This is a genomic window from Sphingopyxis sp. SE2 (genome assembly GCF_032227185.1).
Classification (GTDB): domain Bacteria; phylum Pseudomonadota; class Alphaproteobacteria; order Sphingomonadales; family Sphingomonadaceae; genus Sphingopyxis.
Window position 1 is genome coordinate 256,959 of record NZ_JAPMXW010000009.1, and the last position, 20,187, is coordinate 277,145.

Here is a 20,187-nt window from a genome sequence, read left to right on the forward strand (position 1 = left end):
ATAATGCCGCGACCTTTCGAATGGTCGCGGCAACGGAGACGCGCCATGACATATTTCACGATCGGAAAGCTGTCGCGTGCGCTCGGCATCCGTCCCGATACCATCCGCTATTACGAGCGCAACGGTCTGCTTCCTCCGCCCGCCCGGTCTTCTGCCGGTTACCGCACCTATGGCGACGCCGATCTCGAGCGCGTGCGGTTCATCCGCAAGGGGCAGCTGCTGGGTTTCACGCTTCGCGAAATCGGAAGCCTGCTCGATTTGCGCGCGTCCGACACCGCGACAACTGCCGATGTCCTGGCCATCACCGAGAGCAAGATCAATGAAGCGACCACCCGTATCGATGATCTGACCCGCATCAAGACCGCCCTGTCCGCCCTGTCCGCCCAATGCTCGATCGACATTCCCATCGCGGATTGCCCGATCCTCGCGCATCTCGCGAGCATTCCCAGGGAAGACGCACCAGGGCACGGAAACCCTCCTGCAGCCGGCGCGGTGAAGGCGCCCTCATGAGACCCGTTTTGCAGCGCTTGGGTCCGCCGTTGCTTTGGCCCGGCCGGTCCCCGTCGCTCCGCCGCCGAGCAGGTTTGGCCTTGGCTATCGTCGCTGCAGCTGGCGGCCTGGCCCAGCCTTCTGTTGCGGAGAGCCAGCCCGCCCAGGGTCGTGGCACGAAAACGGATCTTGTCGGTATCTGGTCGTTCGATGCCCGGTCCGGATGCGAGACCGGCACAGCCTGGGAGTTCAGGGCAGACGGCTCTTACAACGAACTCCGTTTGCCCGACCGGACACCGCGCGCCACCGGGAAGTGGTACGAACTCGGTGACACCATCTTCTATTCCCTGGCGCGGCCGGAGACCGCCGCCCCGGGGCCGCCCGAAAAACGCATGGTGATCATCGAACGCGAACCCGATCGCCTCGTCGCATTGGGCGGTCGCAGGGTTCGCCACGTGATGCACCGGTGCCCGCGATGACCGAGAGCCTCATCGTGGAGGGCATCCACTGGATCACGCGGGCAATTGAAGTCACGGGGACGGCGATCATCGTCGTGGGCGCGGGTTCTTCGCTGATCAGATTCCTGCAGCAATCCGTGAAAGGTCCGATCGACCAGCATGTGGTGGGCAGCTTCAGGTCGAGCCTTGGCGAAGCCATTCTTCTCGGACTCGAATTCCTGGTCGCGGCCGACATCATCAACACCATCGCGATCCAGCCCACGCTCAGCAGCCTCGCGGTCCTTGCCGGCATCGTACTGATACGAACCTTCCTGAGTTTCTCGCTCGAGGTCGAGATCAAGGGCCGTTGGCCGTGGCAGAGAGCGACAGGAACCCCACGCGATGATTGAGTGTCGTCGCCGGCTCCTGGCGGCCAGGCGACGACGCCGGGCGAATAGGAAATTACGTATATTGGCCAAAATCCATCTGTGGTCCCTCAGAACCGTGGCCAGCCGGATGATCGGCCAGGTCATTGCAATGGAGTATTGATTATGATCATGACAGGTTCTTTCCGCTTGCGCGCGCTTGCGCTGGCAGGTTCCATCTTGCTGTCGCCCGCCATCGCTTCCGCCCAAGGGCAAGCCGCCGGCCAGACTTCGGCCCAGCCCGCGCCTCCCGCCGACAGGTCGATGCCGGCAGGCGGCATGATGGAGAAGCACGACGCGATGCCGGGCATGGCCGGCATGCCGATGCAGCACGACAAGATGCCCGCGGCCATGCCTCCGATGGCGAAGAAGGCCGGATGCTGCGGCATGAAGAAGAAGCCGATGGCCAAGCACAAGGCCGCCCCGCACCGCCATCCGAAACCCGCCGCCGCGAAGCCGGCGCCGATGCCCGCGGACAAGCCGATGCCCATGAAGGATGACATGTAAGGAAGTCCTCAGGTGACGCGCCCTCACAACAACATCACCGGCCTCAAGCTATCGCGGGCTTTGAGGACGAGCGGTATCGCACTCGCGCTGGCGATGATCTCCGGATCACCGCCAGCGTCGGCGCAGATGGCCGAGTCCGAGCACGCGTCGCATCATCCAGCGGGCGGAGCCGCCGCGCCAGCGGCGATGCCAGCGGGCAACGTGATGGGGGCAGCAGCTCCGGCCGCGGCGAAAGCTGCCGATCCCATGGCGGCGATGATGAAAGGGATGATGGCGCCGTCGCCGGGTGCCAAAATGGGCGCGGGACCGGCGGGATGCTGTGGGAACGGCGGCGCCAAACCCTTCTACCCCTCGCTGATGGACTGGCCCGTCCTGACCGATGAGGCACGACGGACGGTACGCGCCGCGGCTCTCGCCCGCCTGGGGTCGGGCGCCGAGGTCCTGACCGCGGAGCAAGCCCGGCTTCACCACGCTCTCATGTCGAACGACACGAAAGGAGCCCAGGATGCGATCAGGGGCGCTCGCGAAGGCCTCGCACTCGCGGACAGCGGAGCAGGCGCGCTCAGGGGCCTCGAAGAGGGCCGCCCTCCCCGGCAGATTGCCCTGAGCTGGTTCAAGACCCAGTCGGGTTTTGCCGACAGCGACCAGATGGCATACGGAAACGAGCTGGCGGGCCTTTCCTGGTGGCACCTGATCGCGATGGCGCTGCTGGCGGCGGCTCTGGTTGCGGCGCTGCTACTCCGATGGGCGCGGCTGCGCCGCATCGCAAGCTTGGTGGAGCGGCTCGCACCAGGCGGGGCTACACCACCGGCCAGGCCGGCCACCTCTCCGGCCCCGGCCGCTATCGTGCCGGCGCCCGCTGCTCCTGCAGGCGCAGCTACGCCCGGAAGCGCCACGCCGGCAGCGCCGCGACTGTGGAAAGGCGTCCTGCGGATCACCGCGATCTTCGACGAGACCCCGAGCGTCAAGACGTTCCGGCTCATGGAACCGAACCGCGGGCCGATGCCGTTCACGTTCCTGCCCGGCCAATATGCCTCGATCACCTCGGAGATCGAAGGCCAGAAGGTCCGCCGATCCTACACGATCTCGTCATCGCCCACACAGCGCGACTATATCGAGCTCACGATCAAGCGCGAACAATATGGGCTGGAATCGCGCCATCTCCATGATCATGCCGCCACGGGCGACCTTCTCGAGATTGCGGCGCCCGCGGGCCGGTTCTTCTTCACCGGCAAGGAAGCCGAGGGGATCGTCCTGATCGCCGGCGGAGTCGGCATCACACCGATGATGAGTGTGCTGCGCAGCCTGACGGACCGCTCCTATGAACACGACATCTACCTCCTCTACGGTGTCAACACGCCGACGGATCTGATCTTTCGCGAGGAATGCGACTATCTGGCGCGGCGCCACCACAAGCTTCACATCGTCTCCATCGTCGCAAAGCCCGAAGGGACCGACTGGGCCGGGCCTTCCGGTTATTTGACGGCCGATTTCATCGCCGCTTCCGTTCCCGAAATCGCCAGCAGGCGCGTTCACCTGTGCGGCCCGCCGCCGATGATGGACGCGGTGAAGGCGGCGCTTGCGCAGCTCAAGGTGCCGGCGGAGCAGGTCAAGACCGAGGAATTTGCCCCCCCCAAGGGCGGCCCCGTCCTTGAAGATGAACCGGCAGCGACCGCGACCGACAGCCAGGCATCGGCCACCCCGCAGACGCCGCCCGCCATTCCTTCTGCGCAGGCGACGATCTCATTTTCGAAGTCCGGCAAGAACGGCGCGCTCGCGCCCGACCAATCCGTCCTCGAGGCGGCCGAGGCGATTGGCGTGGCCATCGACTATGAATGCCGGGTCGGCATCTGCGGAAGGTGCAAGGTCCCCTTGCGGCAAGGCCAAGTGACGATGGAAGTGGAAGACGCGCTTGCCGCCGACGAGAAGGCTGACGGCATCATCCTCGCCTGCCAGGCAAAATCGGTGGGTGATCTCGTGGTGGACGCATGAAATGACCGAAACCGAGAAAGTAACGGTCGGCGCTCTGCTGAGCGCTCTTGCGCTGCTGGTCCCGGCCTTCCTGCTGCATTCCGCACCGCGTTTCCCCGGGAGCCTGGCAGGCGGACTGTTCGGCATCGCCGCCGCCCTGCTTTTCGTGCTTCTGCTCGTCTACAGCATCGTAAAGCGGCAGGCGTGGGTCAAGGAGCGCACGCAGCGCCTCGTCTCCCTCGGAGGACTGCTCAGCTTCCATGTGTATGCCGGCGCGATCGGCGCTCTGCTCGGAATCATCCATTCGGGGCACAAGTTTCAAAGCCCGATCGGCATCGCCCTCGTGATCGCGATGCTGACTGTCGTCGTCACGGGCTTCATTGGCCGATATTATCTGGCGCAGGTCGGGCAGGAATTGCGGTTTCAGCAAAAGGAACTCAAGGTTCTGCGCGACCGCTATGATGTGCTTGCCGCCGTATCGGCCGATCTGCGCCATCAAAGCGTCGTTGATCCGTCAGGGTTGCCGCTGGACTCGCTCCTTGGCGCAATATCCGACCTCGAATTCACGATTACTGCACGCGACGTCATCAAGGCCACGCTCGACAAGTGGGTCGTCGTGCATATTGTCGCTGCGATCATCATGTACGGATTGCTGACGATCCACATCTGGAGCAGCGTCTACTTCGGCTTGCGGTGGTGGCCATGAAGCGGACTGGTATCGTCTGCCTGATCCTCGCGACACTGGTCCTGGCCACCGCGATCATCATCCCCCTTACCATTTACCGCTCGGGCAGCGCCGCGCTGCCGCAATGGACGGCGTCGGTTCGACCCGGTTCGCTGTCGAACGCCCATGCTTTTCTCGAGGGCAAATGCGAGAGTTGCCATACACCCAATCGGGGCATCAAGGCCGAGACCTGCATAGCCTGCCACGCAGCTTCGCCGGAAATCCTGAAGAAGCCTTCGACCGCTTTCCATGTCAACATCAAGGAATGCAGTGGCTGCCATATCGAGCATCAGGGAAACACGCTCCGTCCGGTCCGGATGGATCACCAGGTTCTCGAGCGCATCGCCGAACGGGCGACAGGGCGTGACACTCCTCTCGATTGCCAGTCCTGTCACGCCCCCCGCGACAAGCACCTGGGGTTCTTCGGCAGTGATTGTGCAAGCTGCCACACCACAACGAGCTGGAAAATCAGCGGGTATCTGCACCCCAGCCCCAAATCCACCGAATGCTCGCAGTGCCACAAGCCGCCGCCGAGCCACAACATGATGCACTTCGAAATGATGGACAAGATGATCAGCGGTGAAAAACGGGCGCGGGTTGATCAATGCTTCAGTTGCCACCAGACCGACTCGTTCAACAATATCAAGGGTGTCGGCATGGTCAAAGTGCACTGAAAATCCTCGCCAAACCCGACCTGCCATCGAAGAGCCCTCCAATTATCAAACCCGGCGACATCTTCGCCCAGGCGAGGAGTGTCACCGTGAACGCGCCCAATGATCCTGCGGAACGCTGTGTCCCCTTGCCCGGGCAGGCCGGGCAAGGGACCACGCTTCTTGAAGCCGATCTGCACTTGCCGCCGACCCCTGGCCAGGCCGCGGGCGAGGGGCAAGTGGCGATCCCGCACGCTCACCGGCTTCAGAGTATCGGGCGGATTTTTGGCCCGGGATTCATTGCCGGGGCGGCCGACGACGATCCAAGCGGGATTGCAACCTATGCGCAAGCGGGAGCGGCTTACGGTTACACGCTCGGTTGGACGATGTTGCTTACCTGGCCGCTCGCCGCAGCTGTGCAGGAGACGTGCGGGCGGATCGGCAGAACGACGGGCGAAGGTTTGACGGCGGCGATCAGCAAGCGCTGCCCGCTCGCGCTGCTCCGAACGGTCGTTCTGCTCCTCGTGGTCGCCAATGTCATCAACCTTGGTGCTGATCTGGGAGCGATGGGTTCGGCAATGTCGCTCATCGGCGGCGGCGCGCCGCACCTCTGGGTCATCATATTCGCCTTGCTCTCAACGCTGTTAGAGACCTTCCTCGACTACAAGCGCTACGCGCGTTTCCTGAGATGGATGACGCTGGCATTGCTGGCCTATGCGGCTACGGCATTTGCCGTGCACCTGTCATGGAGCGATGTGCTGCGTGGAGTCCTGCTACCGAGCATGCCGGACTCAAGCGCCTGGATGCTGGTAGCCGCGATCTTCGGCACCACGATCAGCCCCTATTTGTTTTTCTGGCAGGCCTCCCAGGAAGCAGAAGATGCCAGAGCTAAAGCGAAAAGCCTTTCGACATCGGAAGTCAGCGCCGGCGAAGAGCGCCGGATTAGCCTCGATAGCTGGTTCGGTATGTTTTTTTCAAACCTCATTGCCATTTTTATCATCATAACCACCGCCGCGACCTTGCATATCGCTGGTATTACGCAGATCGATACGGCCGCGCAGGCGGCCGAAGCACTCAGGCCGCTGGCGGGCGACTTTGCCTTTGCACTTTTTGCCAGCGGTATCATCGGGACCGGCCTTCTTGCCGTCCCGGTTCTAGCCGGCTCGGCGGCGTATGCGGTCTCCGAAGCCTTTGGGTGGCGTGCGGGCCTTGGGCTGGCACCTCGGAATGCCAAGGCTTTTTACAGCGTGATAGCTTCGGCCGGCATTCTGGGCATTCTCGTTCATTTCTCGCCGATCAGTCCCATGCAGGCGCTGCTGTGGAGTGCTGTCATCAACGGCTTTGTTGCAGCCCCACTTATTGCCCTGGTGATATGGCTCGGCTCGGATTCCGAAGCGATGAACGGTCACCCCATTCCCCGGCGGCTGCAACTGCTCGGTGGCGCGGCCTGTCTGGTCATGGTTGGCGTCGCCATCATGACGACGGTTTCGTGGATCGCGCCGGCCGCGCGGTAAATGATGATTGGCGCCTAGCGATCCAGCTTTCGCACTGACAGGTCAAGCTCGGCTTGAGATTGAAGCTTTCCGCCTCAGCCAATGCAGCATCGCGAATCCGAACGACGCGCGGCCTCGCTCAGGACGACATCGGTCAGCAAGTCTTGTGAACATTACGTAACGCTACGTGTGTGTGCCTGACATAAATCAAGGAAATGCAAGCCAATCGCCCAAGCCACCGCGCAAGCACTGACGCCTTAAAGCCGGCTTGGGTGCGCAATCCTGCGTCCAAGCTGCTCGGGCCGTGGGGACAGAATATCGGCCTTGACTCTGGACGGTGGTCGAAGCCCGACAACATGGTCGGGTCACGAATCCCACTCCTCAGAAACCGGCGTCCTGCCGCGGCGCGATCATGAGGGAGCAGCGGACGCGGCCTCCAGCCAGTGTAAGCCACTCCCAGAGACACTTTCATATTTGAGGTTGAGCATGAACCACTCTGTGATCATTCCCCCGCTCAAGCGTATTGCCGTGATAGGAACGTGCGTTCCGAGGCAGTGTGGCATCGCCACCTTCACCAACGATCTGCAGCAGGCATTGAAGAACTGCGATTCCGATCTTTCTTCAACGACGATCGCGCTGACGGACGATGCCAACACTTACGCCTATCCGCCCGATGTCGCCCTGGAGATCCAGCAGGCCACGCCCGCGTCCTATGGTATCCCTTCGCTGAGGGCCGCTTGAGCGTGGAGGCGAGTGCGTCGAGATAGTGACGGTGCAAGTATCGGTGCTTGTACCGGTGTTAGCGACGGTGCCATGTCCCAGATCACGGTAATATCGGGCGTTGAGCGGCGCCGCATGTGGAGTCACGAGCAGAAGCTGGCGCTGGTCGAAGCGACGATGATGCCGGGCGCGAACGTTGCGGAGATTGCGCGACGCGCCGACGTCCGGCCGAGCCAGATCTACCGCTGGCGTCGTGACCTTCTTGATCCGACGCCGACGCCGGCATCGGGGTTCGCGCCGGTGGTTGTCGGCCCTGACCAACACGAGGCGCCGGAACGCCCGCTGGCGATGGTAATCGAGTTGGGCGGCGCGATTGTGCGGATCGCCGCCGACGCGCCCGCGGCGCTGGTGACGGCGACGCTCAGATCGCTGAAGCGATGATCCCGATCCCGAGTGGGGTCCGCATCTGGATTGCGACCGGGCGGACCGATATGCGGCGGGGCATGCATGGGCTGGCGCTGCAGGTGCAGCAGGTTCTCAAGCGTGATCCCCATGGCGGCGACCTCTACATATTTCGGGGGCGCAAAGGCGATCTTTGCAAGATCTTGTGGCACGACGGGATCGGTCTGTCGCTTTACGCCAAGAGGCTGGATCGCGGGCGCTTTGTGTGGCCGTCGGCGACCGACGGCGTGATCGCGATCACCGCGTCGGCGATGGCCTGCATGCTCGAGGGCATCGATTGGCGCAACCCGCAGATGACCTGGCGTCCCAGTGCGGCGGGATGAGCGTTGCGGCACCGTAAAGGCTTCAGGATTCCGCGGTTTTGTGCCATATTGCCAAGGCGATGGCGGGGCGTTCCTCTTCCGATATTCTGGCGCTTCGCCAAGCGGTTGACGAGGCCCGCGCGCGCGCCGAACGCGCCGAAGCCGAGGCGGCTCGCGCGAAGGCCGTTGCCGCCGATGCGGAGGCCCGCAACGCATTGCTCGAGTTGCAGATCGAGAAGATGCGCCGCGCGCTTTACGGCCAACGCTCCGAACATCGTCAGCGCCTGATCGACCAGATGGAGCTCGGGCTCGAGGAGGCCGAAGCGAGCGCCGGCGAGGATGAGGTACTCGCCGCGGCTGCCGCGGCGAAGATATCGGTCGAGCCGTTCACACGCACCCGACCGACCCGCCGGTCCTTTCCCGACCATCTGCCCCGCGAACGCATTGTCGTACCCGCGCCGACGAGTTGCCCGTGCTGCGGTTCGGAGAAGCTGTCGAAGCTCGGCGAGGATATTACCGAGACGCTCGAGGTGATCCCGCGCCAATGGAAGGTCATCCAGACCGTGCGCGAGCGGTTCGCCTGCCGGGCCTGCGAGAGCCTCGCCCAGCCACCGGCGCCGTTCCATGTCACTCCGCGCGGATTGATGGGGCCCAGCCTGCTCGCGATGATCCTGTTCGAGAAGTTCGGGCAGCATCAACCGCTCAACCGCCAGCGCGACCGCTATGAGCGTGAGGGCGTGCCTCTCAGCCTGTCGACGCTCGCTGACCAGGTCGGCGCCTGTGCCGCCGCGCTCCGGCCGCTCTATCTCCTCATCGAGGCGCATGTCCTCGCCGCCGAGCGGCTCCACGGGGACGACACCACGGTGCCCGTTCTCGCCAAGGGGAAGACCGACATCGGAAGGCTGTGGACCTATGTCCGCGACGACCGCCCCTTCGGCGGCCGAGCCCCGCCGGCGGCGCTGTTCCATTATTCGCGAGACCGGCGCGGCGAGCATCCCGTCCACCACCTGACGAGCTATGGCGGCATCCTCCAAGCCGACGCCTATGCCGGCTATAATGAGTTGTTCCGGCCTGGCCGGTCGCCGAAGCCGCTCACCCGCGCGCTCTGTTGGGCACACGGCAGGCGCAAGCTGTTCGAGCTTGCCGATGCCGCTCACCAACTCAAGCGGCGGCGGCGCGCCACACCCGTCATCTCGCCGATCGCTCTCGAAGCGGTGAAGCGGATCGACGCGATCTTCGACATCGAGCGCGCCATCAATGGACGGGACGCCGCAGAACGGTTTGCCATGCGCCAGGAACTCGCCGCGCCGCTGGTCGCCGAGCTTGAGCGCTGGATGCGCGACCAGCGTGCGGGCCTTGCTCGCCACAACCCCGTCGCCGGCGCCATCGACTATATGCTCAAGGACTGGAACAGCTTCACCCGTTTCCTCGATGACGGTCGGATTTGCCTGACGAACAATTGCGCCGAACGAGCCTTGCGCGGCGTGGCCCTCGGCAGGAAGGCGTGGCTATTTGCCGGCTCCGACCGCGGCGGCGAGCGCGCCGCGTTCATGTACACGCTCATCACCACCGCTCGGCTCAACGACGTCGACCCCCAAGCATGGCTCGCCGATGTCCTTGCCCGCATCGCCGATATCCCACAGCAGCGGCTCCACGAACTGCTTCCATGGAACTGGCAAGCAGGGCAGACGCCAATCGCTGAAGCGGCCTAAACCGCGGCCCTCACCGAAGGAATACCTTCAACCTGATGCGAGCCGAGGGTCGCCTGGGGCTCGCCGTACCGGACAGCTTCGATGCATGGCGCAAGGAGCGTACCGTGACGCTCGATGCCCGGCTGAAGGCACTCGCCCAGGCGGCCGCGGTCGATGCGATCCCAGACGCCACCTTGTGACGACAAGGGACTCTCGATCAGCCCGATCGGCGAGGAGGAGCGTGACCGGATCAACGCGCTCAGCCGTCGTCTTTATACTCTCGTGCCCCGCGTCAGGATCACCAGCCTGCTCGCCGAAGTGCATCGCTGGACGGGATTTCTCGACAGCTTCACCCATTACCGCACCGGAGAGACCGCGGGCGACGAGGCGGCGCTGATGGCCGCGATCCTCGCCGATGCGACCAATGCCGGGGCCGAGCGCATGGCGGAGAGCTCGCGCGGCGTCACCATCCACCAGATGATGCTGATGATCGATCGCCATCTTCGTAACCGTCCGGCCTGACCCGCTTGCCGAAGCGCAGAGGAGTGCGCAGGACGTCCTTAAGGTCGCACATAAGGACGCGCTTAAGGACAGCCATGACGCAGGTGACGGTGTTGACGGGGGCTGCTCGCCGCCGGGATTGGTCGGATGAGGAACGGCTCGAGATTCTTCGTGAGGCGTTTTCGCCTGGTGCCAAGGTCCAGCACGTTGCGCGGCGGTACGACGTCTCTCGTAGCCTGATCTATCAGTGGCGTCGTGCGGCTCTGCGCCGGGTGCAAGAGGCGTTCGTCCCGGCGGTGATCGACAATACGCCGGAGCCGGCCGTGGTCCCCACCGCACCGACCGAGCCGGAAGCGGCGATCGTGCTGGAGCTGACCGATGGTCGGCGGATGCGCATTTCGGCATCGACGCCGCCGGCGTTGGCAGCGGCTGCGCTGAGGGCGGTGCGATGATCCCGTCGGGTGCGCGGGTGTGGATCGCGATGGGCCATACCGATATGCGGCGCGGGATGCAGAGCCTGGCGGCGATGGTCCAGCAGCACTTCACCAGGGACCCGTTCGCCGGCGATCTCTGGGTCTTCCGGGGCCGCTCCGGATCGCTGATAAAGATTATCTGGCATGATGGGATTGCCATGTCGCTGTACACACGGCGGCTCGAGAAGGGTAAGTTCATCTGGCCCTCCGCGAAGGACGGCGTGGTGTCGCTGACGAGTTCGCAATTGGCCTGCCTGCTCGACGGGATCGACTGGCGCAACCCGCAGTATAGCTGGCGTCCGCAGAGTGCCGGATAACTTCACAAGACCGCGCATTTTCGGCTTGCCCTCGGGGCCTGGGGATGATTCACTTCGTTCATGGAAGCCGCCGTTTCGCCCTTTCCGGACGACGCCGATGCGCTCAAGGCGCTCCTCGCAACGGCGCTTCTGAGGGCTGACGAGGCTGAGCAACGCGCCGCAAGCGTCGAGGCCGAGCTGGCCAACGCCCGCGCCCTCGCGAGCGCCACCGAAGCGCTGATCGCACACCTCAAGCTGCAGAACGCCAAGCTGAGGCGTGAGCAGTTCGGCCCCAGTGCCGAACGCACGGAGCGGCTGCTCGCGCAGTTTGAGCTCCGGCTCGAAGACCTCGAAGCCGACGCGGCCGAGGACGAACTCGCCGCCGAAGCCGCCGCGGCAATGACGGCAACCGTTTCCGCTTTCCAGCGCAGGAAGCCGGTCAGGAAGCCATTTCCCGACCACCTGCCGCGCGAGCGCGTCGTCGTGCCCGCGCCGTGCTCGTGCCCGGCTTGTGGGGGCGGGCGCCTGTCGAAGCTCGGCGAAGATATAACCGAGACGCTCGAGGTGATCCCGCGTTCGTGGAAGGTCATCCAGACGGTGCGTGAGAAGTTCGCCTGCCGGGATTGCGAGAAGATCACGCAGCCGCCCGCACCCTTCCACGTCACCCCGCGCGGATGGGCTGGCCCCAGCTTCCTCGCCATGCTGCTGTTCGACAAGTACGGCCAGCATCAGCCGCTCCACCGCCAGGCCGAGCGCTTCGCCAGCGAAGGCGTGCCGCTCAGCGTGTCAACACTGGCTGACCAGATCGGTGCGGCCTGTCAGGCGCTCATGCCAGTCTTCCACCTGATGGAGGGCCACACCTTCGCCGCCGAGCGCCTGCACGGCGACGATACCACCGTGCCGGTCATGGCCAAGGGCAAGACCGTCACCGGTCGATTATGGAACTATGTGCATGACGATCGACCCTTCGGGGGCAATGATCCGCCCTCGGTCGTCTTCTACTATTCCCGCGACCGATGCGGCGACCATCCACGGCGCCACCTCACGGCCTGGTCAGGGATTCTGCAAGCCGACGCCTATAGCGGCTACAATGAGCTCTATGCGCCCAACCGGCAGCCCGGGCCGATCCTCGAGGCGGGATGCTTCGCGCACGCGCGGAGGAAGTTTTTCGAGCTCGCCGACGTCGAGGGCGCGGCACGCAAGAAGAGCCGCGGCAAGAAGGCGCCGATCGTCTATCCGATCGCGCTCGAGGCCGTGCAGAAGCTCGACGCCCTGTTCGCGATCGAGCGCGACATCAATGGCAAGAGCCCGGCCGAGCGCCTCGCCGTCCGTCAGGAACTCAGCGCGCCGTTGATGGCCGAGCTCCACAAATGGCTGAACGCGCAGCTGGCCCGGATCTCGCGCAACCACGACCTCGCCAAGGCCATCAACTATATGCTGCGCCGCTGGGACGCGTTCACCCGCTTCCTCAGCGATGGCAAGGTCTGTCTCTCAAACAACGCCGCCGAGCGTTCACTGCGCTGCGTGCCTCTCGGGCGCAAGTCGTGGCTGTTTTGCGGCTCGGATCGCGGTGGCCAGCGGGCGGCGGTCGCCTATTCGCTGATCCTGACCTGTCGACTCAACAACGTCGATCCGCAGGCATGGCTCGCCTACGTCCTCGCCCGCATCGCCGACCATCCCGTCAGCCGCCTCGACGAACTGCTCCCGTGGAATTGGAAGGCCGCCCAAGTCGCGCTCGCCGCCTGATCCAAACTGCGCCGCGGTACTCGGCGTATGCTTACCCATCTTCGCCCCGAGACCTACGCGATCGCGACGGCCGTGCTGGTCGATGCGCAGCAGGCCCACCCGTTCGCGGCGGTGTGGGGCGACGGTCACGTGTCATCGTCCGACGGGCAGTTCTTCCCCGCCGGTGGTCGCGGCGAGGCCAGCCTCGACTATAACGCCAAGTACGGCAAGCGCCCCGGTGCCTCGCTCTACGGGTTCCTCTCCAACCGGTTCGCCTCCTTCTTCTTCTCCCGGCTGATCTCGACCTCCGAGAGCGAAGCGCCCTATGTGCTCGACGGGCTCGTCCACAATGAAAGCTCGATCGAAATACACGAGCATGCGACCGACACCGCGGGCGCGACCGAGACGACCTTCGCCATGTTCCACGCGTTCGGCTACCGGCTCATCCCGCGCATCCGCAACCTGGGCGATCGCCGGCTGTTCGTGATCGCCCCCGACAGCGCCTACGATCCGCTCGACGCGCTGATCGGCGGCACGATCAACATGAACAGGATCGAGCCGCACTGGGACGAGGTGCTGCGGCTCGGCGCCTCGGTCGCCGCCGGGCTCGTACCCCCTTCAGTAATCCTCAAGAAGATCGCCGCGACGCCTCGCCAGAACGGGCTGTCGGTCGCGCTGCGAGATCGGGCGGATCGAGCGCTCGATCTTCATCTGCGACTGGCTCCTCGATCCCAAGCTGCGCCGGCGGTCCAACGCCATCCTCAACAAGGGCGAAAGCCGCCATGCCCTGGCGCGCGCCGTGTTCCTTCATCAGCTCGGCGAACTGCGCAACCTCGTCGTCAACGCGATCGTCCTGTGGAACACCATCTATCTCAGCCGCGCCGTCCGCTTCGTCCACGACCAGGGGACCACGATCCCCGATGCGCTTCTCGCCCAGGTCGCGCCGCTGCCCTGGAGCCATATCGCGCTGACCGGCGATTATCTGTGGAACGAGATCGACCGCCCCCTCGAACGCTACCGCCCGATCCGCGCCAACCGCTTCAATCCCAAGAACTTCGTGTTCCCTTAGACCCAATGACTGCCTGAGCCATGAGGGCTTTGATCTGCGATGCTTCACCTGCGGAGGGTCAGCAACGGAGATGATCGATGGCAAAGAGATTGAAGTACATCGGGCTGGACGTGCACAAGGAGACGATCGCGGTGGCCGTGGCGGAGGGCGAACGCGGCGGCGAGGTTCGCTTTCATGGCACGATCCCGAATGAAGACGATGCCGTACGCGGTATGGTCAAGCGTCTGGCTGGACCTGGCATCACCCTTGATTTTTGTTACGAGGCGGGACCTTGCGGCTACGGCCTGCAGCGCCTTCTGACCCGACAGGGGCAACCCTGCATTGTCATTTCCCCCTCAATGATGCCGAGACGTCCTGGTGACCAGATCAAGACCGATCGGCGCGATGCAATGACGCTGGCGCGCCTGCTCCGCGCCGGAGAGCTGGCCCCGATCTGGGTGCCGGATGAAGCTCATGAGGCAATCCGCGATCTCATCCGTGCGCGGCGGTCGGCGCAGGAAGACACTTCGGCTGCCAAGCAATCGGTGCGCAGCTTCCTGCTTCGCCATGATCGCAGATTTTCCGGAAAGTCGGCATGGACCAAAACCTACTGGCGCTGGCTGTCGGAGCAACGTTTCGATTTCGCGCATCAGCAACTGGCTTTTGAGGAGGCCAAGCGTCGTGTCCTGGAGGCGCAGGCACGAACTGCACGCCTCGAGGCGGCGCTCGTCGAAGCGGTCGATGGCTGGCGGTTCGCACCGCTGGTTCGCAGTTTGCAAGCCCTTCGCGGTGTTCGCCTGATTGTCGCGGCAACCCTGGTCGCGGAGGTCGGCGACTTGACGAGGTTTCAGAACCCCAAGCAGTTGATGGCTTACCTCGGGCTGGTCCCGTCGGAATATTCGAGTGGCGCGCGAGTTCAGCGTGGCCGGATCACGCGCGCCGGAAACGCTCATGCCCGCACCATGCTGGTCGAGGCGGGATGGACCTATCGACTTCCTGCCCGCGAAGAGCGACGTTACCGGGATCGCGTTGCGGATCTTCCCGAAGATATTCAGGCGATCGGTTGGAAGGCTCAGGTGCGGCTATGCCAGCGGTTCCGCCGCCTCTCGGCGACAGGCAAGCCGCAACCCAAGGTCAACACGGCGATCGCCCGTGAACTTGTGGGTTTCGCCTGGGACATCGCCCGTCGCGTGCAACCGGTGGTGGCGGTCTGACCCGCCAGGGGTAGAGCTTGGGCTCTGGCCTTTGGCGACATAGGCATGGCCGGTGTGTCGCGGGCGCCCGACTGTGATGGGCAATCCTCGGTGTACGTTGGGGCAGGCAAGTCCGATGCCCGTGCTTAGAGTGAGGAAGGTCCAGCGACGGAAACGGGTATTGCGGTAATCAATCCGCGGATGAGAGCGTGATCAATCGTCGTCGATCAGGAGCCCGCGGCACTCCGGCCATGCCAAATTCACCGCTAGCCCAAAGGCCAGCGGACGCGTAAACTCGCCTTGTAACGCAGATGGCAGTCATGAGAGCGTACACGGCTGAAGAAACTCCCACGGGGCCCTAGGAAGATCGACGTCGACAGGGCGCGCAACGACGCCGCCGATGATGAGCATCGGAACTTCAATCCTGGTCATGCGCGCCGCCTCTGGATGCCGCGAGCTTCTGCGCGGAACGCCGGGAACCCTGCGCGGCTGTCCGCCGTCAATGTATCCGTTCCAACGCTGTGGCGTAGTTCGCCACCGCCGTCCCCCCCATGTTGAACACCGCCCCGACGGAGGGGCTGGCAAGTTGCATTCCCGCCGGCGCTTCGCCGCACAATTGCATCGCGGCAATGGCGTGCATCGATACGCCAGTAGCACCGATCGGATGTCCCTTCGCCTTCAGCCCGCCCGAAACATTGACCGGCAGCTTGCCCGTCTTTTCGGTCAAGCCTTCCAGGATCGCATGGGCCCCTTCGCCGGGCGCCGCAAGCCCGATCGCCTCATACTGCATCAGCTCGGCGATGGTGAAGCAGTCGTGCAGCTCCGCGAACGACAGGTCCGACAGCTGCAAGCCTGAGCGCTCCATCATCTTGCCCCAGGCTACTTGGGCACCGTGAAGCTCGGTGGCGTCGCGGGCGGACATCGGCAGGAAGTCGGTAGCGTGAGCACGACCGCGCAGGCGCACCGCCCGCCGCATCGTCCGGGCGGTCTCGTCATCGGTCATCACCAGCGCTGCCGCACCGTCGGATACCAATGAGCAGTCGGTGCGCTTCAGGGGACCCGCCACGCGGGGATTATCGAGGCTCTCCTGCCTGCAGAAATCGTAGCCGAGGTCCTTTCTGATCTGCGCGTACGGATTATCGAGGGCGTTGCGGTGGTTCTTGGCCGCTATCGCGGCCAACGCATCCGACTGGTCGCCAAAGCGGGCGAAATATTGACTCGCAATGTCGCCAAATACACCGACAAACCCGCCTTTGACATTGCTCTGCTCCGCGAGGTAGGAAGCACGCAACAGGTTGTCCCCGATCGCGGGCCCCATGGTGTCGGTCATCTTCTCCACGCCGACCACGAGCACGATACGTGCGTCGCCCGCCTCGATAGCGCGGGCACCCGCGTAGACGGCGGCAGAACCCGACGCGCATGCATTCTCGACACGGGTGGCGGGCTTATGGCGAAAGATCGGATACGCCTGTAGGACCAGCGCCGCGGTAAAATCCTGACGGGAGAAGCCGGCATTGAAGTGACCGAGGACGATCTCGTCCACGTCCTCGGCGGCTATGCCGGCATGGTCCAGCGCTTCCCGGGCCGCACGGACGACCAAGGTCTCCACGGTCTCCTCCGTGAGCTTCCCAAATGGTGTATGTCCCCAACCGACGATCGATGTCATGATGCTTCCTCGTGGGTGTGGGCGAACTGCTCGATCAGCACGCGCTTCAATACCTTGCCGTAATTGCTCTTGGGCATCGCATCGAGGAAGATGTAGCGCTTCGGCCGCTTGAAACGCGAAATCCGCTCGATGCAGTGAGCGTCGAGAGCGGCATCATCCACCGAGCCGTCCGGCTCGCGCACGACCGCTGCGACCACAACCTCGCCCCAATCGGCGTCGGGCAGCCCGATCACGCTGACTTCGGCTACGTCGGGATGGGTCAGCAGCACTTCCTCCACTTCCCGCGGATAGATGTTGGTGCCCCCCGAGATGATCACATCCTTCGACCGATCGCGAAGGGTGAGGCAGCCCGTCTCGTCGAAGCTGCCCATGTCGCCCGTGTAGAGCCAGCCATCCTTCAGCGCGGCCGCCGTCGCCTCTGGATTGTTCCAATAGCCGCGCATCACGATGTCGCTGCGGCAGATGATCTCGCCGATCGTGCCAACCGGCGTGTCGCTTCCCTGCTCATCAACCACGCGCACCTCGACCCCCGACCGCGGCCAGCCGACAGAGCCAAGCACTGCATCGTCCGCGCCGACATGGTCCCGCTGGCGGAGGCCGGTGATCGTCATCGGAGCCTCTCCCTGGCCGTACAGCTGCCGAAAGACCGGTCCCATCACCTCGAGCGAGCGCTTCAGCTCCTCCAGATACATCGGTCCACCGCCGTAGAGCACCGAGCGGATGGCGTGACGGGAGCGTCCCGAAGCCTCCATTTCGACTCGAAGCCGGCGGACCATGGTGGGCGCGAGGAAGGCGCCTGCTCCACCATGAGCGTCGGCCAGAGCCAGAAACTCGGATGGATCGAAGCCGTTCGAGGCGGGAATCACCTGACGGGCGCCACGCAGGGCGTAGGGCAGCATGTAAAGGCCAGAACCGTGGGACATTGGAGCCGCATGGATGATGCAGTGGTCGTGCTCGACCGCATCCAGGTCCGCAACGTGGCATAGCGACATCGCGACGAGGTTGCGGTGCGTCAGCATCGCGCCCTTCGAGCGTCCCGTGGTACCGCTGGTGAAGAACAGCCACGCCAGATCGTCCGCCTTTACCGCGATCGGCGGAGAAGCTGGCTGAGCGCACATCGCGGCATAGGCTTCGGAATCGATCGTCACGACCCGTTGGACGCTTCCCTCCAGCTCGGGGGCCAGGTCCCAGGAGCCGAATGCGAGCGATGCCCCAGCGTCGGCGGCAATTTCGCGCATTTCGCGCCCGTGGAGCTTCGCGTTGACGGGTACCGCGACCATTCCCGCAGCCCAGATGCCGAACATTATCTCCGGATATTCCGGACAATTGGCGGCTCCGACTAGGACACGGTCGCCTGCCGAGCCGATCGCGCGCAGCGCCACGCCGAGGCTCAGCGATCTTTCATGCCATTCGGCGAAGGTCAAGTGCTGCCGCGTCCCGTGGAACACCGCTCCTTCGCCTGCATAGCGGCGGGCGCTGTTCTGCAGGAAAGTAAAGAGGCTCACGTACCGAGGCCCCGTTCCTCAAGCCAGCGCGCCGTGAGCGTCGTCACTTCTCCCAGCTTGTCAGGCTGCCCAGCATAATAATGGGTCGCGCCCTCGATCGTGGCGAACGTCTTGTCCAAACTCGCCGCTGCCTCGAAGACGGCGTGGATATGCGGCTGCGGCACTGCGTCGTCGGCGCTATTCTCGATGGCCAGGAAAGGCACGGTGATCGCGGGTGCGCAGTGGAGAGCGTCTGCATTGGTGTCATCGATCGACCATTGCGACAGCCATGCCCTCAAGGTGGAAAAGCGCGCGAGGCCGACAGGCCCGTTGTTAACAGTCTCAGGATTGCCGAGATAACACCAGCCGGGACGCCGATCGTTGCGGTCAAGCGAGGGATCGAGAAAGCGCGGATCAGCCAGCGTCCGGTGCACCACGAAGCCCCGCTCGACCTCTCCAGTCCGGAGCGCCTTCAGATGTTCGAGCGTCTGCTTCACCCAAGCGGTGATGCGACGCATTCGGGCAAGCTGGGCGGCGCGATACCGATCGATATAATCGCCCGAGTAAGGCGGCCGCTCAGGATTGTCGGGCGCGTAGATATCCAGGTCGGCGTCCCTGTCGTCAGGATCGAGCTCGTTTCGTACCGACGGATCGATCCAATCGAGGAGAATCCGCGCACGGGAGGTGTGCGCAGCCTGGAAGATAACGGCATCGGCCGGAATCAGCCCTGCGGAGGCGACGTTCACCGGGTCGCCCGCCGGGCTGTGTGTAATGGTCGGGCGCTCGGCCTGTGACTGATAGAACAGGGCGAGCGAGCCGCCGCCACTCCACCCGACAAGAACGATATGCTCGTAGTGCCACACATTCTTTGCGTGGGCGATATACGTGCCGAGATCGAGCAACACCTTTTCCATTATGCACGCGCTGTCGTTCCGTGCGTAACGGCTGCCGGCGCATAACACATGGGCACCGCCGCGAGCGGCTGCACGAGGAATCGGCAGAAGCTGCAGCGTCGAGGCGGGATGCATCATGACCTGCAACGTGCGCGAAGGCGCGTTGCGGGGGCGGATTAAGACACCCTCTAGATTGACGGCCCCCTGGTTGCCGGCAAAGCCATAGGTCTCGGTGAACGACGACGCCTCGTCATAGGCAAGGTGGACCCATTCGAATTCGAGTTCATGATCTACCAGCATGCGTCGGAGATTCCCTGCTTCGGCAAGCCGCGATGCCCCTCAATAGCCACTGTAGCGCCTGCGTTGATCCCGGATCAGCTCAAGCAGCGATTCCGCCACGTCCCTTCCCTCGGTCGCGGCCTTTTTCTTCGTGTCGCACCACAATTTGAGGTCGATGTGTCCCTGCTCGGTATGCTGATTCCAGTCAGGGTCGAGTGGCGCGGTAATCTCCAGGCGGACGCCGTTGGGATCGTGGAAGTAGATGCTGTAGATGAGCCCCTTGTGATCGGTCGGCCCTACCAGCGCGATCCCGTTCTGCCGCAACCAGTCCGCCCAGCGGTCGACTTCCTCGCGATCGGCTGCCTGCAGGGCGATATGATCGAAAATATCATAAGCGGGATGGGTCGCCTCGGCGCGGTCCGGTAGGCCGGGAGCCTCGAAAAAGGCAATGGTGGAGCCGTCCTGCATCCTGAAGAAGATGTGGAAATAGGCAAAATTGTCCCCGGTGGACGGGATGCTGTCGTCGAAGATGGTGCTCGCAAGCTCCATCCCCATGATCTTCGTATAGAAATTCGCGGTGGCTTCCACGTCATGGGTTACCCATGCCGCATGATTCAACATCAAAGGCGTCAAGCCGGAACCAGATACGGTTTCGGTCACGGCATCGGCCCGCTCGGCTTGAACAACTTCTGTCATCAAAAAACTCCTAGTGCATATATTTGCGATCAGCTGTTCAGACCAGTTTAGGCGCGACCGGC

Annotated in this window: 21 protein-coding genes and 1 pseudogene; 18 read left to right on the forward strand and 4 right to left on the reverse strand. The window is 63.9% G+C overall.

The features are described from left to right. Positions 1–45 precede the first annotated feature (45 nt). The 18 genes and pseudogenes from OVY29_RS23770 to OVY29_RS23855 all read left to right on the forward strand — a co-directional run bounded on the left by OVY29_RS23770 (position 46) and on the right by OVY29_RS23855 (position 15,128). Positions 46–510 (forward strand): heavy metal-responsive transcriptional regulator, encoded by a 465-nt coding sequence (locus OVY29_RS23770; RefSeq protein ID WP_010405637.1) that lies wholly within the window; start codon positions 46–48, stop codon positions 508–510. A gap of 80 nt (positions 511–590) precedes the next feature. Continuing rightward, positions 591–968 (forward strand): hypothetical protein, encoded by a 378-nt coding sequence (locus OVY29_RS23775; protein ID WP_137902814.1) that lies wholly within the window; start codon positions 591–593, stop codon positions 966–968. Then, on the forward strand, positions 965–1,336 hold the full coding sequence (locus OVY29_RS23780) for a DUF1622 domain-containing protein (RefSeq protein ID WP_033963148.1): 372 nt from the start codon (positions 965–967) through the stop codon (positions 1,334–1,336). The genes OVY29_RS23775 and OVY29_RS23780 overlap by 4 nt, the downstream gene beginning before the upstream one ends. 165 nt (positions 1,337–1,501) lie before the next feature. Continuing rightward, a complete protein-coding gene (locus OVY29_RS23785; protein ID WP_313912404.1) occupies positions 1,502–1,858 on the forward strand; it encodes a hypothetical protein in 357 nt (118 codons plus the stop codon). Positions 1,859–1,870: 12 nt separating this feature from the next. Next, positions 1,871–3,850, forward strand: coding sequence for an FAD-binding oxidoreductase (locus OVY29_RS23790; RefSeq protein ID WP_313912405.1), 1,980 nt, complete (start codon positions 1,871–1,873; stop codon positions 3,848–3,850). A 1-nt stretch (position 3,851) separates the two neighbouring features. Next, a complete protein-coding gene (locus OVY29_RS23795) occupies positions 3,852–4,535 on the forward strand; it encodes an iron reductase (protein ID WP_029622672.1) in 684 nt (227 codons plus the stop codon). Further along, positions 4,532–5,227, forward strand: coding sequence for a cytochrome c3 family protein (locus tag OVY29_RS23800; protein WP_313912406.1), 696 nt, complete (start codon positions 4,532–4,534; stop codon positions 5,225–5,227). The genes OVY29_RS23795 and OVY29_RS23800 overlap by 4 nt, the downstream gene beginning before the upstream one ends. Before the next feature lie 86 nt (positions 5,228–5,313). Then, positions 5,314–6,717: an NRAMP family divalent metal transporter gene (locus OVY29_RS23805; protein ID WP_010405628.1), complete on the forward strand. Its 1,404-nt coding sequence runs from the start codon at positions 5,314–5,316 to the stop codon at positions 6,715–6,717. 465 nt (positions 6,718–7,182) lie between these two features. After that, entirely contained in the window at positions 7,183–7,437 is a 255-nt protein-coding gene (locus tag OVY29_RS23810; RefSeq protein ID WP_313912407.1) for a hypothetical protein, read from the forward strand. A gap of 72 nt (positions 7,438–7,509) precedes the next feature. After that, positions 7,510–7,857, forward strand: coding sequence for an IS66-like element accessory protein TnpA (tnpA, locus tag OVY29_RS23815; RefSeq protein WP_313912408.1), 348 nt, complete (start codon positions 7,510–7,512; stop codon positions 7,855–7,857). Beyond that, positions 7,854–8,201: an IS66 family insertion sequence element accessory protein TnpB gene (tnpB, locus tag OVY29_RS23820; RefSeq protein WP_313912409.1), complete on the forward strand. Its 348-nt coding sequence runs from the start codon at positions 7,854–7,856 to the stop codon at positions 8,199–8,201. Before tnpA (OVY29_RS23815) ends, tnpB (OVY29_RS23820) begins: the two co-directional genes overlap by 4 nt. A 59-nt stretch (positions 8,202–8,260) precedes the next feature. After that, the gene (gene tnpC / locus OVY29_RS23825; RefSeq protein WP_313912473.1) at positions 8,261–9,892 is read left to right on the forward strand and encodes an IS66 family transposase; all 1,632 of its coding nucleotides are present in this window, start codon (positions 8,261–8,263) and stop codon (positions 9,890–9,892) included. Between the two features lie 153 nt (positions 9,893–10,045). After that, positions 10,046–10,393, forward strand: a complete 348-nt coding sequence (locus OVY29_RS23830; RefSeq protein WP_313912410.1) for a Tn3 family transposase — start codon at positions 10,046–10,048, stop codon at positions 10,391–10,393. A 74-nt stretch (positions 10,394–10,467) separates the two neighbouring features. Continuing rightward, the gene (tnpA, locus tag OVY29_RS23835; RefSeq protein WP_145204632.1) at positions 10,468–10,824 is read left to right on the forward strand and encodes an IS66-like element accessory protein TnpA; all 357 of its coding nucleotides are present in this window, start codon (positions 10,468–10,470) and stop codon (positions 10,822–10,824) included. After that, a complete protein-coding gene (gene tnpB, locus OVY29_RS23840) occupies positions 10,821–11,162 on the forward strand; it encodes an IS66 family insertion sequence element accessory protein TnpB (RefSeq protein ID WP_145204634.1) in 342 nt (113 codons plus the stop codon). Before tnpA (OVY29_RS23835) ends, tnpB (OVY29_RS23840) begins: the two co-directional genes overlap by 4 nt. A 60-nt stretch (positions 11,163–11,222) precedes the next feature. Continuing rightward, the gene (gene tnpC, locus OVY29_RS23845) at positions 11,223–12,887 is read left to right on the forward strand and encodes an IS66 family transposase (RefSeq protein WP_145204637.1); all 1,665 of its coding nucleotides are present in this window, start codon (positions 11,223–11,225) and stop codon (positions 12,885–12,887) included. A gap of 27 nt (positions 12,888–12,914) precedes the next feature. After that, positions 12,915–13,935 (forward strand): annotated as a pseudogene (locus OVY29_RS23850) (Tn3 family transposase). 77 nt (positions 13,936–14,012) lie between these two features. Continuing rightward, a complete protein-coding gene (locus OVY29_RS23855; protein WP_075151936.1) occupies positions 14,013–15,128 on the forward strand; it encodes an IS110 family transposase in 1,116 nt (371 codons plus the stop codon). 478 nt (positions 15,129–15,606) lie between these two features. On the opposite strand, the gene OVY29_RS23860 is transcribed toward OVY29_RS23855, so the two are convergent. The 4 genes from OVY29_RS23860 to OVY29_RS23875 are packed head-to-tail and all read right to left on the reverse strand — an operon-like array spanning position 15,607 to position 20,125. After that, positions 15,607–16,773: an acetyl-CoA acetyltransferase gene (locus tag OVY29_RS23860; protein WP_313912411.1), complete on the reverse strand. Its 1,167-nt coding sequence runs from the start codon at positions 16,771–16,773 to the stop codon at positions 15,607–15,609. Beyond that, on the reverse strand, positions 16,770–18,278 hold the full coding sequence (locus OVY29_RS23865; protein ID WP_313912412.1) for an AMP-binding protein: 1,509 nt from the start codon (positions 18,276–18,278) through the stop codon (positions 16,770–16,772). The genes OVY29_RS23860 and OVY29_RS23865 overlap by 4 nt, the downstream gene beginning before the upstream one ends. After that, positions 18,275–19,450 carry an alpha/beta hydrolase gene (locus tag OVY29_RS23870; RefSeq protein ID WP_313912413.1) on the reverse strand — a complete coding sequence of 392 codons (1,176 nt, stop codon included), beginning with the start codon at positions 19,448–19,450 and terminating at the stop codon, positions 18,275–18,277. The genes OVY29_RS23865 and OVY29_RS23870 overlap by 4 nt, the downstream gene beginning before the upstream one ends. Positions 19,451–19,489: 39 nt before the next feature. Continuing rightward, positions 19,490–20,125: a VOC family protein gene (locus tag OVY29_RS23875; RefSeq protein ID WP_313912414.1), complete on the reverse strand. Its 636-nt coding sequence runs from the start codon at positions 20,123–20,125 to the stop codon at positions 19,490–19,492. Positions 20,126–20,187: the final 62 nt, after the last annotated feature.

Bases quoted from the DNA above. Each gene is read 5' to 3' on its own strand.
- OVY29_RS23770 (WP_010405637.1), top strand. From the start codon at position 46: ATGACATATTTCACGATCGGAAAGCTGTCGCGTGCGCTCGGCATCCGT.
- OVY29_RS23780 (WP_033963148.1), top strand. From the start codon at position 965: ATGACCGAGAGCCTCATCGTGGAGGGCATCCACTGGATCACGCGGGCA.
- OVY29_RS23795 (WP_029622672.1), top strand. From the start codon at position 3,852: ATGACCGAAACCGAGAAAGTAACGGTCGGCGCTCTGCTGAGCGCTCTT.
- OVY29_RS23800 (WP_313912406.1), top strand. From the start codon at position 4,532: ATGAAGCGGACTGGTATCGTCTGCCTGATCCTCGCGACACTGGTCCTG.
- OVY29_RS23810 (WP_313912407.1), top strand. From the start codon at position 7,183: ATGAACCACTCTGTGATCATTCCCCCGCTCAAGCGTATTGCCGTGATA.
- tnpA (WP_313912408.1), top strand. From the start codon at position 7,510: ATGTCCCAGATCACGGTAATATCGGGCGTTGAGCGGCGCCGCATGTGG.
- tnpB (WP_313912409.1), top strand. From the start codon at position 7,854: ATGATCCCGATCCCGAGTGGGGTCCGCATCTGGATTGCGACCGGGCGG.
- tnpC (WP_313912473.1), top strand. From the start codon at position 8,261: ATGGCGGGGCGTTCCTCTTCCGATATTCTGGCGCTTCGCCAAGCGGTT.
- OVY29_RS23830 (WP_313912410.1), top strand. From the start codon at position 10,046: ATGCGATCCCAGACGCCACCTTGTGACGACAAGGGACTCTCGATCAGC.
- tnpA (WP_145204632.1), top strand. From the start codon at position 10,468: ATGACGCAGGTGACGGTGTTGACGGGGGCTGCTCGCCGCCGGGATTGG.
- tnpB (WP_145204634.1), top strand. From the start codon at position 10,821: ATGATCCCGTCGGGTGCGCGGGTGTGGATCGCGATGGGCCATACCGAT.
- tnpC (WP_145204637.1), top strand. From the start codon at position 11,223: ATGGAAGCCGCCGTTTCGCCCTTTCCGGACGACGCCGATGCGCTCAAG.
- OVY29_RS23855 (WP_075151936.1), top strand. From the start codon at position 14,013: ATGGCAAAGAGATTGAAGTACATCGGGCTGGACGTGCACAAGGAGACG.
- OVY29_RS23860 (WP_313912411.1), bottom strand. From the start codon at position 16,773: ATGACATCGATCGTCGGTTGGGGACATACACCATTTGGGAAGCTCACG.
- OVY29_RS23870 (WP_313912413.1), bottom strand. From the start codon at position 19,450: ATGCTGGTAGATCATGAACTCGAATTCGAATGGGTCCACCTTGCCTAT.
- OVY29_RS23875 (WP_313912414.1), bottom strand. From the start codon at position 20,125: ATGACAGAAGTTGTTCAAGCCGAGCGGGCCGATGCCGTGACCGAAACC.